We start from the raw sequence: 16,218 nt of genomic DNA, 5'->3' as shown, positions 1-16,218 counted from the left end.
GTGCAGTTGATCAACCGTTCCTACTACCAATCGAAGACGTATTCTCGATCCAAGGTCGTGGTACTGTTGTAACTGGTCGTATCGAGCGTGGTATCCTACGTGTAGGTGACGAAGTAGAAATCGTTGGTATCAAAGAGACTACTCTTACTACTTGTACTGGTGTTGAAATGTTCCGTAAGCTGCTTGACGAAGGTCGTGCAGGTGAGAACGTTGGTGCACTACTACGTGGTACTAAGCGTGACGAAGTTGAACGTGGCCAAGTACTATCTGCTAAAGGTTCTATCAACCCACACACTAAGTTCGAGTCTGAAGTATACGTACTTTCTAAAGATGAAGGCGGCCGTCACACTCCTTTCTTTAAAGGTTACCGTCCACAGTTCTACTTCCGTACAACTGACGTAACAGGCGACATTACTCTACCAGAAGGCGTAGAAATGGTAATGCCAGGTGACAACGTTCAAATGACTGTTGAGCTAATCGCTCCAATCGCAATGGACGAAGGTCTACGTTTCGCAATCCGCGAAGGTGGCCGTACAGTTGGTGCTGGTGTTGTAGCTAAAATCTTTGCATAAGATTTGACGAACCACTAGTAAAAAGGGCATCATTTGATGCCCTTTTTCTGCGCTAAAAAAAGAGTTGAGCGAATTGGCATCAATTTCAGCTCTTAGTAAAGAATTAAACAGTCTTTTTGACTAAAATGACTGTTAGATGTGTTGTTCTGCAACGCAAAGGAATGTGCCCTGCAACAGCGGGGTTATTGTCGTCTATATTTAAGACTTATCACAGGTTGGTTTTATGAAAGCAAACGCTGAAACTCCTGATAGCTCAAGTGCAGCAGATACAATGAAGTGGGTAGTCGCTTTTGTACTGTTAGCCGCTGCTGTTGTGGGTAATTACCTGTATGGTGAATTGTCTGTTGTAATTCGCGCTGCAGGTGTAGTTGTGCTGATTGCTGCCGCACTAGGCGTTGCAGCAACAACAACTAAAGGTAAAGCTGCGATCGATTTTGCAAAAGAATCTCGCATGGAGATTCGTAAAGTGGTTTGGCCTACTCGCCAAGAAACTATGCAAACTACATTGATCGTTTTAGCTGTATGTATTGTTATGTCTCTAGTGCTTTGGGGAATTGACGGCATTATGGTCCGTTTAGTTTCTCTAGCGACTGGGGTGTAGAGGGTTCTGATTCATGAGTGAAGCTCCAAAAAAACGTTGGTATGTAGTTCAAGCCTTTTCTGGTTTTGAAGGTCGTGTTGCACAATCGCTACGTGAGCATATTAAAATGCACAACATGGAAGAACTATTTGGCGATGTGCTAGTACCTACTGAAGAAGTAGTGGAAATGCGTGCTGGGCAACGTCGTAAAAGTGAACGTAAATTCTTCCCTGGCTACGTATTAGTTCAAATGATCATGAATGATGAATCATGGCACTTAGTACGCAGCATTCCGCGTGTTATGGGCTTCATTGGTGGTACCTCTGATCGTCCAGCACCAATCACTGATAAAGAAGCTGATGCTATCTTGAACCGTCTAGAGAAAGCGAGCGAAGCTCCACGTCCTAAGACGATGTTCGAAGCAGGTGAAGTGGTTCGTGTTAACGATGGTCCATTTGCTGACTTCAACGGTACTGTTGAAGAAGTAGATTACGAGAAGAGTCGCATTAAGGTATCTGTATCGATCTTTGGTCGTGCAACACCAGTTGAGCTTGAATTTGGTCAGGTTGAAAAACTGGACTAAAACTCTGACCTTTGAGCAAGCTGTGGATAAATACTTCATAAGTTGTTCAAAATAAAAGAGTATAAAAAACCACCTTTTTAGGGTTGTTAAAGGCGCGAATTATGATTATAATTTCGCGCCTTTTTGCTTCTGCGGAAGTAAAAAAGAGTTAATTGAATTTATGGGGAGCTCGCCTTACGGCTAGCGCATGTACCCAAAATATTAGGAAATATCATGGCTAAGAAAGTTGAAGCTTATATCAAACTGCAAGTTGCAGCTGGTATGGCAAACCCAAGTCCACCGGTTGGTCCTGCTCTAGGTCAACACGGCGTGAACATCATGGAATTCTGTAAAGCGTTCAACGCAAAAACAGAATCTGTTGAGAAAGGTCTACCTACTCCAGTAGTTATTACTGTCTACAACGACCGTTCTTTCACGTTCGTAACTAAGACTCCACCTGCTGCTGTTCTTCTTAAGAAAGCTGCTGGCGTTAAGTCTGGTTCAGGTCGTCCAAACACTGAGAAAGTTGGTACTGTAACTGACGCTCAAGTTCAGGAAATCGCAGAAACTAAAGCTGCTGATATGACTGGTGCTGACATCGAAGCAATGAAGCGTTCTATTGCTGGTACTGCTCGTTCAATGGGCCTAGTGGTAGAGGGATAAGATCATGGCTAAACTTACTAAGCGTATGCGCGTAATCCGCGACAAAGTTGACGCGACTAAAGAATACGAAATCAACGAAGCTGTTGCTCTTCTTAAAGAACTAGCGACTGCTAAATTCGTTGAGTCTGTAGATGTTGCTGTTAACCTAGGCATCGATGCTCGTAAATCTGACCAAAACGTTCGTGGCGCAACTGTGCTACCTCACGGTACTGGCCGTGACATCCGCGTTGCTGTGTTCACTCAAGGTGCAAACGCAGAAGCAGCTAAAGCAGCTGGCGCAGATATCGTTGGTATGGAAGATCTTGCTGAGCAAGTGAAAAAAGGCGAAATGAACTTCGACGTTGTTGTTGCTTCTCCAGATGCAATGCGCGTTGTTGGTCAACTAGGTACAATCCTAGGTCCACGCGGCCTTATGCCAAACCCTAAAGTTGGTACTGTAACTCCTAACGTTGCTGAAGCGGTTAAGAACGCTAAAGCTGGTCAGGTTCGTTACCGTAACGACAAGAACGGCATCATCCACACTACTATCGGTAAAGCATCTTTCGAAGCTAACCAGCTTCAAGAGAACCTAGAAGCTCTTCTAGTTGCTCTTAAGAAAGCTAAGCCTTCTTCAGCTAAGGGTACTTACCTGAAGAAAGTAAGCATCTCTACTACGATGGGTGCTGGTGTTGCTGTTGATCAAGCTAGTCTTGACACTCAAGCAAACTAATTTGCTTAGGCGCAGATTTAGTGTATACTTCTGCGCCTAATATTTGTGGTTGGGTGGTTTTAAAGCAATTTGAAATCATCTATCCCAAGACCGTAGGCGCTGTCGATTTTCATTAGATTATTGATAGCTTAATAAAACCTACGTAGGCGATGTTGTGGTTTGAAGTGAATTTATTCATTTTTAAATAACATCGTAAACGCTCATTACATTTTGTATTGAGTGCTGTAATCACAACCAGAGGTTAATCCAAATGGCTTTAAATCTTCAAGACAAAAAAGCAATTGTTGCTGAAGTCAACGAAGCTGCCAGTGGTGCACTTTCTGCAGTTGTAGCTGATTCTCGTGGCGTTGAAGTTGGCGCAATGACTTCTCTACGTAAACAAGCTCGCGAAGCGGGTGTTTACATGAAAGTTGTTCGTAACACACTAGCACGCCGTGCGGTTCAGGGTACAGACTACGAGTGTCTAGTAGACACTTTCACTGGTCCAACTCTGATCGCATTCTCTAATGAGCACCCAGGTGCTGCAGCGCGTCTTTTCAAAGACTTCGCTAAAGAGAATAAAGATTTCGAGATCAAAGCTGCTGCATTTGAAGGCGCAGTTACTGATGCTGAAGTACTAGCGACACTACCAACTTACGACGAAGCTATCGCACGCCTAATGATGTGCATGAAAGAAGCTTCTGCTGGCAAGCTGGTTCGTACTATCGCTGCTGTTCGCGACCAAAAAGAAGAAGCTGCGGCATAAGCCTTGCTTTTCACTGGTTGCTATTTAAACTTATTGTTGACTTAAAAGAGAATTGTTATGTCTATTACTAACGAGCAAATCCTAGACGCAGTTGCAGAAATGTCTGTAATGCAAGTTGTTGAGCTTATCGAAGCTATGGAAGAGAAATTCGGCGTTACTGCAGCTGCTGCTGTTGTAGCTGGCGGCGCAGCTGGCGGCGACGCTGCTGCTGAGCAAACTGAATTCGATGTTATCCTAACTGCTGCTGGCGCTAACAAAGTACAAGTTATCAAAGCTGTACGTGGCGCAACTGGCCTAGGTCTTAAAGAAGCTAAAGGTCTTGTAGACTCAGCTCCTGCAGCGCTTAAAGAAGGCGTTGACAAAGCTGAAGCAGAAGCTCTTAAAGCACAGCTAGAAGAAGCTGGCGCTTCTGTTGAAATCAAGTAATTATTACTTAATTTCTTAGCCGCAAGGCTAATGGCTGGTGGTTTATTAACCACCGGCCTTTTTGCGCTGTAGGGCTATGACGAATTTTCCGCTGTTTAACCGTCATAATCCGAGCAAAAAAACAGTCATTTTTTCGAAATGATTGTTCACTACAGTAAACAGCTGTTTGTCACCGCCCCCTCTTGAAGAGTGTTTTGGGTGGTTTGGGTCACTTATCAGCGAGCTGAGGAACCCCATGGTTTACTCTTATACCGAGAAAAAGCGCATCCGTAAGGATTTTGGTACTCGTCCACAAGTTTTGGACATTCCATACCTGTTATCGATCCAGCTTGATTCTTTCGACAAATTCATCGAACAGGATCCAGAAGGTCAATACGGTCTTGAAGCTGCTTTCCGTTCTGTATTCCCAATTCAGAGCTACAACGGCAATTCTGAGCTGCAATACGTTAGCTACCGTCTTGGTGAGCCAGTTTTTGACGTTAAAGAATGTCAAATCCGCGGTGTTACTTACTCAAAGCCACTACGCGTAAAACTACGTCTAGTTATCTTTGATCGAGATGCACCAGCAGGTACTGTAAAAGACATTAAAGAACAAGAAGTCTACATGGGCGAAATTCCGCTTATGACAGACAATGGTACTTTCGTAATTAATGGTACCGAGAGGGTTATCGTATCCCAGCTGCACCGAAGCCCAGGCGTGTTCTTCGACAGTGATAAGGGTAAGACCCACTCATCAGGTAAAGTTCTTTATAACGCACGTGTAATTCCTTACCGTGGCTCATGGTTAGACTTTGAGTTCGATCCTAAGGATAACTTATTCGTACGTATCGACCGTCGTCGTAAGCTACCAGCATCGATTATTCTTCGTGCACTTGGTAAATCGACTGAAGAGATCTTAGATCTGTTCTTCGACAAAGTGAACTTCGAAGTGAAAGACCAAACTCTTCTTATGGAGTTGGTTCCTGATCGTCTACGTGGTGAAACTGCGTCATTCGACATCGAAGCAAACGGCAAAACTTACGTTGAGACTGGTCGTCGTGTTACTGCTCGTCATATCCGTCAACTTGAAAAAGATGGCGTTGAGCACATCGAAGTACCAGTAGAGTACATCGTTGGTAAAGTTGCATCTAAAGATTACATCAATGAAGCAACTGGCGAGATCATCGTTGGCGCGAACCAAGAGATTAGCCTAGAAGCACTTGCTAACCTGTCTCAAGCAGGTCACAAGGCTCTACAAACTCTGTTCACGAATGACCTAGATCACGGTCCATTCATGTCAGACACTCTACGTGCAGATAGCACAGTAGATCGCATCTCTGCGTTGGTAGAAATCTACCGCATGATGCGCCCTGGCGAGCCACCAACGAAAGAAGCTGCAGAGTCTCTATTCGAAAGCCTATTCTTCTCTGAAGAACGTTACGACCTATCAACTGTAGGCCGTATGAAGTTCAACAGCTCTATCGAGCGTGAAGAAGAAGAAGAGCGCGGTACTCTGGATGAATCAGACATCATCGAAGTGATGAAGAAACTGATTGGTATCCGTAACGGTATTGGTGAAGTGGACGATATCGACCACCTTGGCAACCGTCGTATCCGTTCTGTAGGTGAAATGGCAGAAAACCAATTCCGTGTTGGTCTAGTTCGTGTAGAACGTGCCGTTAAAGAGCGCCTAAGCCTTGGTGACCTTGATGCAATCATGCCTCAAGATCTTATCAACGCTAAGCCGATCTCTGCTGCAGTTAAAGAATTCTTTGGCTCTTCACAGCTTTCACAGTTCATGGACCAAAACAACCCATTGTCAGAAGTTACGCACAAACGTCGTATCTCTGCTTTAGGTCCTGGTGGTCTTACTCGTGAGCGCGCAGGCTTCGAAGTACGTGACGTTCACGTAACTCACTACGGTCGTCTATGTCCGATCGAAACGCCTGAAGGTCCAAACATCGGTCTAATTAACTCGCTATCTGCGTTTGCACGTTGTAACGATTACGGTTTCCTAGAAACTCCGTACCGTCGTGTAGTAGATGGTGTTGTAACAGAAGAAGTTGATTACCTGTCTGCAATCCAGGAAGGTCAATTCGTCATCGCACAAGCAAACACCATTCTTACTGAAGAAGGTACGTTTGCAGATGAGCTAATCACAGCTCGTCAAAAAGGTGAATCTGGTCTTCACCCACGCGATCACGTTGACTACATGGACGTTGCGACAAACCAAGTAGTATCTATCGCTGCTTCGCTTATCCCGTTCCTAGAACACGATGATGCGAACCGTGCATTGATGGGTGCCAACATGCAACGTCAAGCCGTACCAACACTTAAGGCTGATAAGCCTCTAGTAGGTACGGGTATCGAACGTAACATCGCTGTTGACTCTGGTGTTACAGCGGTTGCTAAACGTGGTGGTCAAGTTCAGTCTGTAGACGCTTCTCGTATCGTAGTTAAGGTTAATGAAGATGAATTGGTACCTGGCGAAGCTGGTATCGATATCTACAACCTAACTAAGTACACGCGTTCGAACCAAAACACATGTATTAACCAACGTCCAACTGTACTTCCTGGTGAACCAGTTGCACGCGGCGATGTTCTTGCTGATGGTCCTTCAACAGACCTTGGTGAACTTGCCCTTGGCCAAAACATGCGTATCGCATTCATGCCTTGGAACGGTTACAACTTCGAAGACTCGATCTTAGTATCTGAGCGCGTAGTTCAAGAAGACCGTTTCACGACAATCCACATCCAAGAACTATCTTGTGTGGCTCGTGATACTAAGCTGGGTTCTGAAGAGATCACAGCTGATATTCCAAACGTAGGTGAGTCTGCTCTGTCTAAACTAGACGAGTCAGGTATCGTTTACATTGGTGCTGAAGTTAAGGGTGGCGACATCCTAGTTGGTAAAGTAACCCCTAAAGGTGAAACTCAACTGACTCCTGAAGAGAAGCTACTACGTGCTATCTTCGGTGAGAAAGCATCTGATGTTAAAGATACTTCTCTACGTGTACCAAACTCTGTTTCGGGTACTATCATCGATGTACAAGTCTTCACTCGCGATGGCGTAGAGAAAGACAAACGTGCACTTGAAATCGAACAGATGCAGCTTAAAGAAGCTAAGAAAGACTTAACTGAAGAGTTCCAAATTCTTGAGGGTGGCCTTCTTAACCGTGTTAAAGCTGTACTTCTGTCTGGCGGTTACTCTGAAGCTAAGCTTGATACTATCGGTCGTAAGCAATGGCTAGAGCAAGTTCTAGAAGACGATGCGCTACAAACACAGCTTGAGCAACTTGCTGAGCAGTGGGATGAGCTAAAAGCAGACTTCGATAAGAAGTTTGAAACTAAGCGTCGTAAAATCACTCAAGGTGATGATCTAGCGCCTGGCGTTCTTAAGATTGTTAAAGTTTACCTAGCGGTTAAACGTCGTATCCAGCCTGGTGATAAGATGGCCGGTCGTCACGGTAACAAAGGTGTAATCTCTAAGATTAACCCTGTTGAAGACATGCCATACGATGAGAAAGGTCAGCCTGTAGACATCGTACTTAACCCGCTGGGTGTACCATCGCGTATGAACATCGGTCAGATCCTAGAAGTTCACTTAGGTTTGGCTGCGAAAGGTATCGGTGACAAGATCAACCAAATGGTTAAGGAACAACAAGAACTGCATAAGTTCCGTGAGTTCCTACAGAAGGTTTACGATCTTGGTGATACTCGTCAGAAAGTTGATATAGCTGAACTGTCTGATGATCAAGTTCGTACACTGATCAAGAACCTACGTGGCGGTCTACCGATTGCCACTCCTGTGTTCGACGGTGCGTCTGAGTCTCTAATCAAAGAACTACTTAAACTGGGTGATCTGCCAGAATCTGGTCAGCTTAAACTGTTTGATGGTCGTACTGGTGATTCGTTTGAGCGTCCTGTAACTGTTGGTTACATGTACATGCTGAAACTGAACCACTTGGTTGATGACAAGATGCATGCTCGTTCAACTGGTTCTTACAGCCTAGTAACTCAGCAACCACTTGGTGGTAAAGCTCAGTTCGGTGGTCAGCGTTTCGGTGAGATGGAAGTATGGGCACTAGAAGCATACGGTGCTGCATATACTCTACAAGAAATGCTAACAGTTAAGTCGGATGACGTTAACGGCCGTACTAAGATGTACAAGAACATCGTAGATGGTAACCATAGCATGGAACCTGGCATGCCAGAGTCGTTCAACGTACTGTTGAAAGAGATTCGCTCGCTAGGTATCAACATCGAGCTAGAAGACGAAGAGTAATCCCTCTTTTTTATAAAGAAGATTGGATTACTTGGTAAAGGGGGCTCACTTTAGTCGGTGAGCTCCTTTAACTCCTTACAGGAGCTGAACGTGAAAGACTTATTAAACTTTCTAAAAGCACAGCATAAGACCGAAGAATTTGATGCAATCAAAATCGGTCTATCTTCACCAGACACGATCCGTTCGTGGTCTTTTGGTGAAGTTAAAAAGCCAGAAACAATTAACTATCGTACGTTCAAACCTGAACGTGATGGTCTGTTCTGTGCACGTATTTTTGGTCCAGTTAAAGACTACGAATGTCTTTGTGGCAAATACAAGCGCCTGAAGCACCGTGGTGTTATCTGTGAGAAGTGTGGCGTTGAAGTTACACAAACTAAAGTTCGTCGTGACCGTATGGGCCACATCGAGCTTGCTTCACCAGTTGCTCACATCTGGTTCCTAAAATCACTACCGTCTCGTATCGGTCTACTAATGGATATCCCTCTTCGTGATATCGAACGTGTTCTTTACTTCGAAATGTACGTAGTAACTGAACCGGGTATGACTGATCTAGAAAAATCTCAGATGCTTACTGAAGAAGAGTATCTGGATCGTCTAGAAGAGTGGGGTGACGAATTCACTGCTAAGATGGGTGCTGAAGCGATCAAAGATCTGCTTTCAACAATGGACCTTCATCAAGAAGTGGAAGAAATGCGCGAAGAGTTGGAAACAACTAACTCTGAAACTAAGCGTAAGAAAGTTACTAAGCGTTTGAAGCTAGTTGAAGCGTTCATTTCGTCAGGCAACAAGCCTGAGTGGATGATCCTAACTGTACTTCCAGTGCTACCGCCAGATCTACGTCCTCTAGTACCACTAGATGGCGGTCGTTTTGCGACATCTGATCTGAACGACCTTTACCGTCGTGTGATCAACCGTAACAACCGTTTGAAGCGTCTTCTAGAGCTAGCGGCTCCAGACATCATCGTACGTAACGAAAAGCGTATGCTGCAAGAGTCTGTTGATGCCCTTCTAGATAACGGTCGTCGCGGTCGTGCGATCACGGGTTCTAACAAGCGTCCTCTGAAATCTCTTGCTGATATGATCAAGGGTAAACAAGGTCGTTTCCGTCAGAACCTTCTAGGTAAACGTGTAGACTACTCTGGCCGTTCTGTAATCACAGTTGGTCCATACCTTCGTTTACATCAGTGTGGTCTTCCTAAGAAGATGGCACTTGAGCTATTTAAGCCGTTCATCTACAGCAAGCTAGAAACTCGTGGCATGGCTACGACAATCAAAGCTGCTAAGAAAATGGTAGAGCGTGAAGAAGCGATCGTTTGGGATATCCTAGACGAAGTAATCCGCGAACACCCAGTACTGCTTAACCGTGCACCTACACTTCACCGTCTAGGTATCCAAGCGTTTGAACCAGTACTAATCGAAGGTAAGGCGATTCAGCTTCACCCACTAGTGTGTGCGGCATACAACGCCGACTTCGACGGTGACCAAATGGCGGTACACGTGCCTCTAACTCTAGAAGCACAGCTTGAAGCACGTACTCTGATGATGTCGACAAACAACATTCTGTCGCCAGCGTCAGGTGATCCGATCATCGTACCTTCTCAGGACGTTGTATTGGGTCTTTACTACATGACTCGTGAAAAGATCAACGTGAAAGGCGAAGGTATGTACCTTGCTGGCCCTGAAGAGGCTGAGAAGGCATACCGTACTAAGACTGCAGAGCTACACGCTCGCGTTAAAGTTCGTATCACTGAGACCGTAGTAGACGAAGATGGTAACAGCACTACTGAAACGAAGCTGGTTGATACAACAGTTGGCCGTGCAATGCTATGGCAAATCGTTCCAGCTGGCCTACCGTACAGCATCGTTAACCAAAAGCTAGGTAAGAAGCAAATTTCTACCCTGCTTAACGAAGCGTACCGTAAGCTTGGTCTTAAGGACACAGTAGTATTTGCTGACCAAATCATGTACGCAGGTTTTGCATACGCTGCACTTTCAGGTGTTTCTGTAGGTATCGACGATATGGTTGTACCTCAAGCGAAATACGATGAAATTGAATCTGCTGAAGAAGAAGTTCGCGAAATCCAAGAGCAATTCCAATCTGGTCTTGTTACTGCGGGTGAGCGTTACAACAAAGTTATCGATATCTGGGCATCTACGAATGACCGCGTCGCGAAAGCGATGATGGATAACCTATCTTCTGAAACAGTTATCAACCGTGACGGCGAAGAAGAACAGCAAGAATCGTTCAATAGCATCTACATGATGGCCGACTCTGGCGCACGTGGTTCTGCAGCTCAGATTCGTCAGCTAGCAGGTATGCGTGGTCTGATGGCGCGTCCAGATGGTTCAATCATCGAAACGCCGATCACAGCGAACTTTAAAGAAGGTCTAAACGTCCTTCAGTACTTTATCTCAACGCATGGTGCTCGTAAGGGTCTTGCGGATACAGCACTGAAAACAGCGAACTCGGGTTACCTAACTCGTCGTCTAGTAGACGTTGCTCAAGACGTTGTAGTTCACGAACATGACTGTGGCACGCACGAAGGTATCGACATGATGCCTCACATCGAAGGTGGTGACGTTAAAGTTGCACTTTCTGAGCTTGCTCTAGGTCGTGTAGTAGCTGAAGACGTTCTTAAGCCTGGTACTGAAGATGTACTGATCCCACGTAATACTCTGATTGATGAGAAGTGGTGTCAGATCATGGAAGACAACTCTGTAGATAGCATGAAAGTGCGTTCTGTTGTTACCTGTGATGCAGACTTCGGTTGTTGTGCACAGTGTTACGGTCGTGACCTAGCACGTGGTCACCTAGTGAACCAAGGTGAAGCAGTTGGTGTTATCGCTGCACAATCTATCGGTGAACCGGGTACACAGCTAACGATGCGTACGTTCCACATCGGTGGTGCGGCATCTACTGCAGCAGCAGAGAACAGCATCCAAGCTAAGACAACTGGTACTGTGAAACTTCACAACGCTAAGTTCGTAATCAACAAAGATAAGAAGCTGGTTATCACCTCTCGTGCATCTGAGATGACGATTGTTGATGAGTTCGGTCGTACTAAAGAGAAACACAAACTTCCTTACGGTTCTGTACTGAGCAAAGCGGACAACGACGCAGTAGAAGCTGGCGAAGTTGTTGCTAACTGGGAAGCGCACACTATGCCAATCATCACTGAAGTGGCAGGTCGCATCCAGTTCGTTGATATGATCGATGGCGTAACTGTTTCTCGTCAAACGGATGATCTAACTGGTCTTTCTTCTTCTGAAGTTACAGACGCAGCTGCTCGTCCAGCAGCAGGTAAAGATATGCGTCCAGCTATTAAACTTGTTGACGAGCAAGGTAACGATGTAATGATCCCTGGTACTGAAATGCCAGCTCACTACTTCCTACCTGGTAAAGCGATTGTAAACATCGAAGATGGCGCTGAAGTTGGTATTGGTGACACATTATCTCGTATCCCTCAGAAATCTGGCGGTAACAAAGATATCACCGGTGGTCTACCACGCGTAGCAGACCTATTCGAAGCTCGTAAGCCTAAAGAGCCTGCTATCCTTGCTGAGCACACAGGTACTGTGTCGTTCGGTAAAGAAACGAAAGGCAAGCGTCGTCTAGTAATCACTCGTGAAGGTGGTGACACTTACGAAGAGATGATTCCTAAGCATCGTCAATTGAACGTGTTCGAAGGTGAGAAGATTGAACGTGGTGATGTAATCGCCGACGGTCCTGAAACTCCACACGATATCCTGCGTCTACGTGGCATCCACGCAGTAACTCAGTATATCGCGAACGAAGTTCAAGAAGTTTACCGCTTACAAGGCGTTAAGATTAACGATAAGCACATTGAGACTATCGTTCGTCAAATGCTACGTAAGTGTACAATCACACATTCTGGTGACTCTCAGTTCCTACCTGGCGAACAAGTTGAGTACCACAACGTGAAGATTGCTAACCGTAAGCTAGAGGCTGAAGGTAAAGAACTAGTACGTTTCGAACGTGATCTACTAGGTATTACTAAAGCATCTCTTGCAACTGAGTCATTCATCTCAGCTGCATCGTTCCAAGAAACGACTCGCGTACTAACAGAAGCTGCGGTTTCTGGTAAGCGTGATGACCTTCGCGGTCTGAAAGAGAACGTAATTGTTGGTCGTTTGATCCCAGCTGGTACTGGTTTCGCATACCACCAAGAGCGTCAAGCTAAGCGTGAAGAAGAGCAGGAAGGTCCATCAGCTGAACAAGCTACTGACAACCTTGCAGCACTTCTAAATGCAGGTTTCTCTTCAGAAGAGTAATCTCTAAGAGATAAGAAAAAGGCACCTTCGGGTGCCTTTTTTGTCTTTGGATAATGAGAGTTTGTATTTTGGGGAGAGTGATTATGATCACTGTTAGAAAGTTTCATTCCATAGAGTGACAAAGGAGCGAGTAGGGAATCACTATTCGCTTTTGACCACTTTGCCGCCCCCGGCTGATGGTCGCTCTAAAAACACAAAAGGGACCGGCGTCAAACGCCAACCCTCAAGGTGTAATGTTTTTCTTATTTTTTGCTTATGCGCCTGGTGGAATCGCTAAACTGTCTGCAATAAGCTGGATAAGATTATCTTCTACTTCAAAACGTACTTCGAGTAGTTCACCTACTTTCGACATATCTCTTTCGAAGTTAGGCAACTCATCGTCTGCATTTATTTTAACGTACTTATCATTGAACTCTAGAAGCGGCTCGGTTGTGAGTACTATCTTCTCGTAAGTTGTATCAATCTCGTCATTGGTTTTAAAGCCTGTTGTTTGCCATTTTTTCATGACCATATCGTAGATTTTAAAATGGCCTTCTGAGATATAATCGACAACATGATCGCAGAATGAGCTTATTTCTTTCGGAGAAGGGAGTTCAACAACGTTTGATTGCCCGTTGCTAGCTGCCTGCAAGGCACCTAGCTTGCAATATTCGACGATGAGAGCTTGTCGAGTTTCAAGCCAATGATCGATGACCTCGCTTGAGCCACCCCATTGTTCTTGTATTTGTTTAAATTTATTTAGCATGACCATGTCCTCATGATCTGATCACAACCTTGTGATCATTGAAATTGCCTAAGCAGAGTCTGTTTTATCGATATCTACTAAAAGTGATAGCTTGAAATATTCTCTGCCACAACTCTAGTATGAAATTAGATTGCCAGTAAAATGAACGAACTGCAAGCAATGAGGCATAGGGATGTTAAAAAAAAGTGATGACAAAATGACAGAGCAAGCTTATTGGTGCGTTGTTTCCGGTAGTGATATTTGGGTTAATAATGACCAGTTTCCTTTCGGCTCTGCCGACGAGCTAGGGCTTAGTGTTGAGCATGTAATCTGTATTGGTCAACATCGAGGTCGTAAAGTTTATTGGTTGAACTACTGTGATGTTGAGGCCGAGCTGACGATGGTCAATCTAAGAGAGTTATTACACTGGCCTGAATCGAGTTTTCTTACTGCAAGTAAAGCCATTCAATATGGCCATATGACCCAGAGTATGCGTTTCTGCCCACAGTGCGGTGGTCGCAACCACCTAAATCATAATCAAGTGGCGATGCAGTGTGGAGACTGTCGTACTCTGCATTACCCGCGCATTTTCCCATGCATCATTGTCGCTGTACGAAACGACAACAAGATATTACTCGCGCAGCACCCAAGGCATAAAGCAGGCATGTATACCGTTATAGCGGGCTTCCTAGAGGTCGGAGAGACCTTAGAAGAGTGTGTTGCTCGTGAAGTGAAAGAGGAAACGGGGATTGATGTGGGTAATATTCACTATTTTGGCAGCCAACCTTGGGCATTCCCGTCGAGCATGATGATGGGATTTCTTGCTGACTATGCTGGTGGTACGCTTAAGCCAGATTATAGCGAGTTATCCGACGCGCAATGGTTTGATGTGACGACTTTGCCAGATGTGGCACCAGTGGGCACTATTGCGAGACAACTGATAGAGAAAACGGTTGATGATGTGATCAAAACGGGCGCAGCAGAACAAGCGTTGGAGCGCTAAATCGCCTGTAATAGTATTTGGCCTATGGGGGGGCAAAAGCTAAAAAAAACCCTCCACAAGTGGAGGGGGTAAGTAAGATGTCGTTATGAGATGCTGAGTAGTGACTACTCAGGTGTTATAATTGTAATTTTCGCTAGCGAACAAATTTTTAACATGCTCCCTTAATTGGGTGCAAATTAAGCATTGATTTAAAAGTTAATAACTTGATCTAGGTTGCAAAGCACACAGCTTTTACCCCTCAATCGGTGTTAGAATACTTGCCATCAAAACTAGACAAGATTGAATTGGAATTTAACGGAATGACCGAATTAAAGAACGATCGCTATTTACGCGCACTTTTAAAGCAGCCTGTTGATTACACACCGGTATGGATGATGCGCCAAGCTGGCCGCTATCTTCCAGAGTACAAAGCAACGCGTGCAGAAGCAGGCGACTTCATGTCTTTGTGCAAAAACGCGGAACTTGCATCAGAAGTAACCCTTCAACCTTTACGTCGTTTCCCGCTTGATGCGGCAATCTTGTTCTCTGACATCCTAACGATCCCTGATGCTATGGGCCTAGGTTTGTACTTTGAGACTGGTGAAGGTCCTAAGTTTGAGCGTCCTATCAGGTGTAAAGCTGACGTAGAAAAAATTGGCCTGCCAGATCCAGAAGGTGAGCTGCAATACGTAATGAATGCAGTACGCCAAATCCGTAAAGATTTGAACGGTGACGTTCCATTGATCGGCTTCTCTGGTAGCCCATGGACTCTAGCAACTTACATGGTTGAAGGTGGCAGTTCCAAAGCATTCACTAAGATCAAGAAGATGATGTACGCAGAACCACAAACGCTGCACCTACTTTTAGATAAGCTAGCAGACAGCGTTATTGAATATCTAAACGCGCAAATCAAAGCGGGTGCTCAATCGGTAATGGTATTTGATACATGGGGTGGTGTACTGACTCCTCGTGATTACAACCTATTCTCACTGCAATACATGCACAAGATCGTTGATGGTCTAATCCGTGAAAACGATGGTCGTCGCGTACCAGTAACACTATTCACTAAGAACGGTGGTATGTGGCTAGAGCAGATCGCTGCAACGGGCTGTGATGCAGTTGGCCTAGACTGGACTATCAACATCCAAGACGCAGTTAAGCGTGTGGGTGATAAGGTTGCTCTGCAAGGTAACATGGATCCTTCAATGCTTTATGCTTCTCCAGAGCGTATCCGTGAAGAAGTATCGACTATCCTTGAAGGCTTTGGTGATGCTGGTACTGGCCACGTATTTAACCTGGGCCACGGTATCCACTTAGATGTGCCGCCAGAAAACGCTGGTGTGTTCGTTGACGCTGTTCACGAGCTGTCTAAGCCTTACCATAAGTAATTCTGAGTAAGATAATTGAAAGCGCTGCTGGGTAACCGGCAGCGCTTTTTTATGGTTCATCGCGGATTAGCGGGAACTAAAAACAAAAAAAAAACGGTAGTAAGTGATAGGGTTTAGTCGCCAAACAAAAATCATACACAAACTACCGTTTCCATGCCGAATCATACTTTCCTATCTTCATTCTGGGAAGGCTTTAAAATAGTAAAGTCTCACCAGACAGCATCACTTATTACCCTGACTCTTAAACCTAACTCTGAGGCGAAATGCCCTTGTGGTCTTGAGGCCGAGGCTATCCATGAGTACATGAGTA

General features: G+C 45.0%; 12 protein-coding genes. 11 read left to right on the top strand and 1 reads right to left on the bottom strand.

Annotated elements, in window-relative coordinates; genetic code table 11:
• The 9 genes from L1D11_RS21450 to rpoC form a co-directional block, all read left to right on the top strand.
• Positions 1-572: EF-Tu/IF-2/RF-3 family GTPase (locus L1D11_RS21450; RefSeq protein ID WP_239862779.1), on the top strand; the 572-nt coding region annotated here is incomplete at its 5' end.
• Positions 573-795: 223 nt separating this feature from the next.
• A complete protein-coding gene (gene secE, locus L1D11_RS21445; protein WP_004737071.1) occupies positions 796-1,173 on the top strand; it encodes a preprotein translocase subunit SecE in 378 nt (125 codons plus the stop codon).
• Positions 1,174-1,186: 13 nt separating this feature from the next.
• Positions 1,187-1,735, top strand: a complete 549-nt coding sequence (gene nusG, locus L1D11_RS21440) for a transcription termination/antitermination protein NusG (protein WP_032549909.1) — start codon at positions 1,187-1,189, stop codon at positions 1,733-1,735.
• Between the two features lie 213 nt (positions 1,736-1,948).
• Complete coding sequence (gene rplK / locus L1D11_RS21435; protein WP_010435555.1) at positions 1,949-2,377, top strand: 50S ribosomal protein L11; 429 nt, start codon at positions 1,949-1,951, stop codon at positions 2,375-2,377.
• Between the two features lie 4 nt (positions 2,378-2,381).
• Positions 2,382-3,086 carry a 50S ribosomal protein L1 gene (rplA, locus tag L1D11_RS21430; RefSeq protein WP_048659214.1) on the top strand — a complete coding sequence of 235 codons (705 nt, stop codon included), beginning with the start codon at positions 2,382-2,384 and terminating at the stop codon, positions 3,084-3,086.
• Between the two features lie 250 nt (positions 3,087-3,336).
• Positions 3,337-3,831 carry a 50S ribosomal protein L10 gene (rplJ, locus tag L1D11_RS21425; protein WP_010435550.1) on the top strand — a complete coding sequence of 165 codons (495 nt, stop codon included), beginning with the start codon at positions 3,337-3,339 and terminating at the stop codon, positions 3,829-3,831.
• 57 nt (positions 3,832-3,888) lie between these two features.
• Positions 3,889-4,257 carry a 50S ribosomal protein L7/L12 gene (gene rplL / locus L1D11_RS21420; RefSeq protein WP_017631516.1) on the top strand — a complete coding sequence of 123 codons (369 nt, stop codon included), beginning with the start codon at positions 3,889-3,891 and terminating at the stop codon, positions 4,255-4,257.
• Positions 4,258-4,492: 235 nt separating this feature from the next.
• Positions 4,493-8,521 (top strand): DNA-directed RNA polymerase subunit beta, encoded by a 4,029-nt coding sequence (gene rpoB / locus L1D11_RS21415; protein ID WP_017060526.1) that lies wholly within the window; start codon positions 4,493-4,495, stop codon positions 8,519-8,521.
• Between the two features lie 90 nt (positions 8,522-8,611).
• Entirely contained in the window at positions 8,612-12,814 is a 4,203-nt protein-coding gene (gene rpoC, locus L1D11_RS21410; RefSeq protein WP_239833903.1) for a DNA-directed RNA polymerase subunit beta', read from the top strand.
• Positions 12,815-13,067: 253 nt separating this feature from the next.
• Here the strand turns inward: rpoC and rsd are convergent, their stop codons facing one another.
• On the bottom strand, positions 13,068-13,565 hold the full coding sequence (gene rsd / locus L1D11_RS21405; RefSeq protein ID WP_239833902.1) for a sigma D regulator: 498 nt from the start codon (positions 13,563-13,565) through the stop codon (positions 13,068-13,070).
• A gap of 166 nt (positions 13,566-13,731) precedes the next feature.
• Between rsd and nudC the strand changes: the two genes are divergently transcribed.
• Both nudC and hemE read left to right on the top strand, forming a co-directional pair.
• Positions 13,732-14,541, top strand: a complete 810-nt coding sequence (gene nudC, locus L1D11_RS21400; RefSeq protein WP_239833901.1) for an NAD(+) diphosphatase — start codon at positions 13,732-13,734, stop codon at positions 14,539-14,541.
• A 299-nt stretch (positions 14,542-14,840) separates the two neighbouring features.
• Complete coding sequence (gene hemE, locus L1D11_RS21395; RefSeq protein WP_239833900.1) at positions 14,841-15,908, top strand: uroporphyrinogen decarboxylase; 1,068 nt, start codon at positions 14,841-14,843, stop codon at positions 15,906-15,908.
• The last annotated feature ends 310 nt before the right edge of the window (positions 15,909-16,218 follow it).

It is taken from the genome of Vibrio sp. Isolate32, from assembly GCF_022397955.1.
Taxonomy (GTDB): domain Bacteria; phylum Pseudomonadota; class Gammaproteobacteria; order Enterobacterales; family Vibrionaceae; genus Vibrio.
The sequence above is the reverse complement of the archived record's forward strand: the minus strand, read 5'-3'. Positions and strand labels throughout refer to the sequence as shown.

Bases quoted from the DNA above. Each gene is read 5' to 3' on its own strand.
- secE (WP_004737071.1), top strand. From the start codon at position 796: ATGAAAGCAAACGCTGAAACTCCTGATAGCTCAAGTGCAGCAGATACA.
- nusG (WP_032549909.1), top strand. From the start codon at position 1,187: ATGAGTGAAGCTCCAAAAAAACGTTGGTATGTAGTTCAAGCCTTTTCT.
- rplK (WP_010435555.1), top strand. From the start codon at position 1,949: ATGGCTAAGAAAGTTGAAGCTTATATCAAACTGCAAGTTGCAGCTGGT.
- rplA (WP_048659214.1), top strand. From the start codon at position 2,382: ATGGCTAAACTTACTAAGCGTATGCGCGTAATCCGCGACAAAGTTGAC.
- rplJ (WP_010435550.1), top strand. From the start codon at position 3,337: ATGGCTTTAAATCTTCAAGACAAAAAAGCAATTGTTGCTGAAGTCAAC.
- rplL (WP_017631516.1), top strand. From the start codon at position 3,889: ATGTCTATTACTAACGAGCAAATCCTAGACGCAGTTGCAGAAATGTCT.
- rpoB (WP_017060526.1), top strand. From the start codon at position 4,493: ATGGTTTACTCTTATACCGAGAAAAAGCGCATCCGTAAGGATTTTGGT.
- rsd (WP_239833902.1), bottom strand. From the start codon at position 13,565: ATGGTCATGCTAAATAAATTTAAACAAATACAAGAACAATGGGGTGGC.
- nudC (WP_239833901.1), top strand. From the start codon at position 13,732: ATGTTAAAAAAAAGTGATGACAAAATGACAGAGCAAGCTTATTGGTGC.
- hemE (WP_239833900.1), top strand. From the start codon at position 14,841: ATGACCGAATTAAAGAACGATCGCTATTTACGCGCACTTTTAAAGCAG.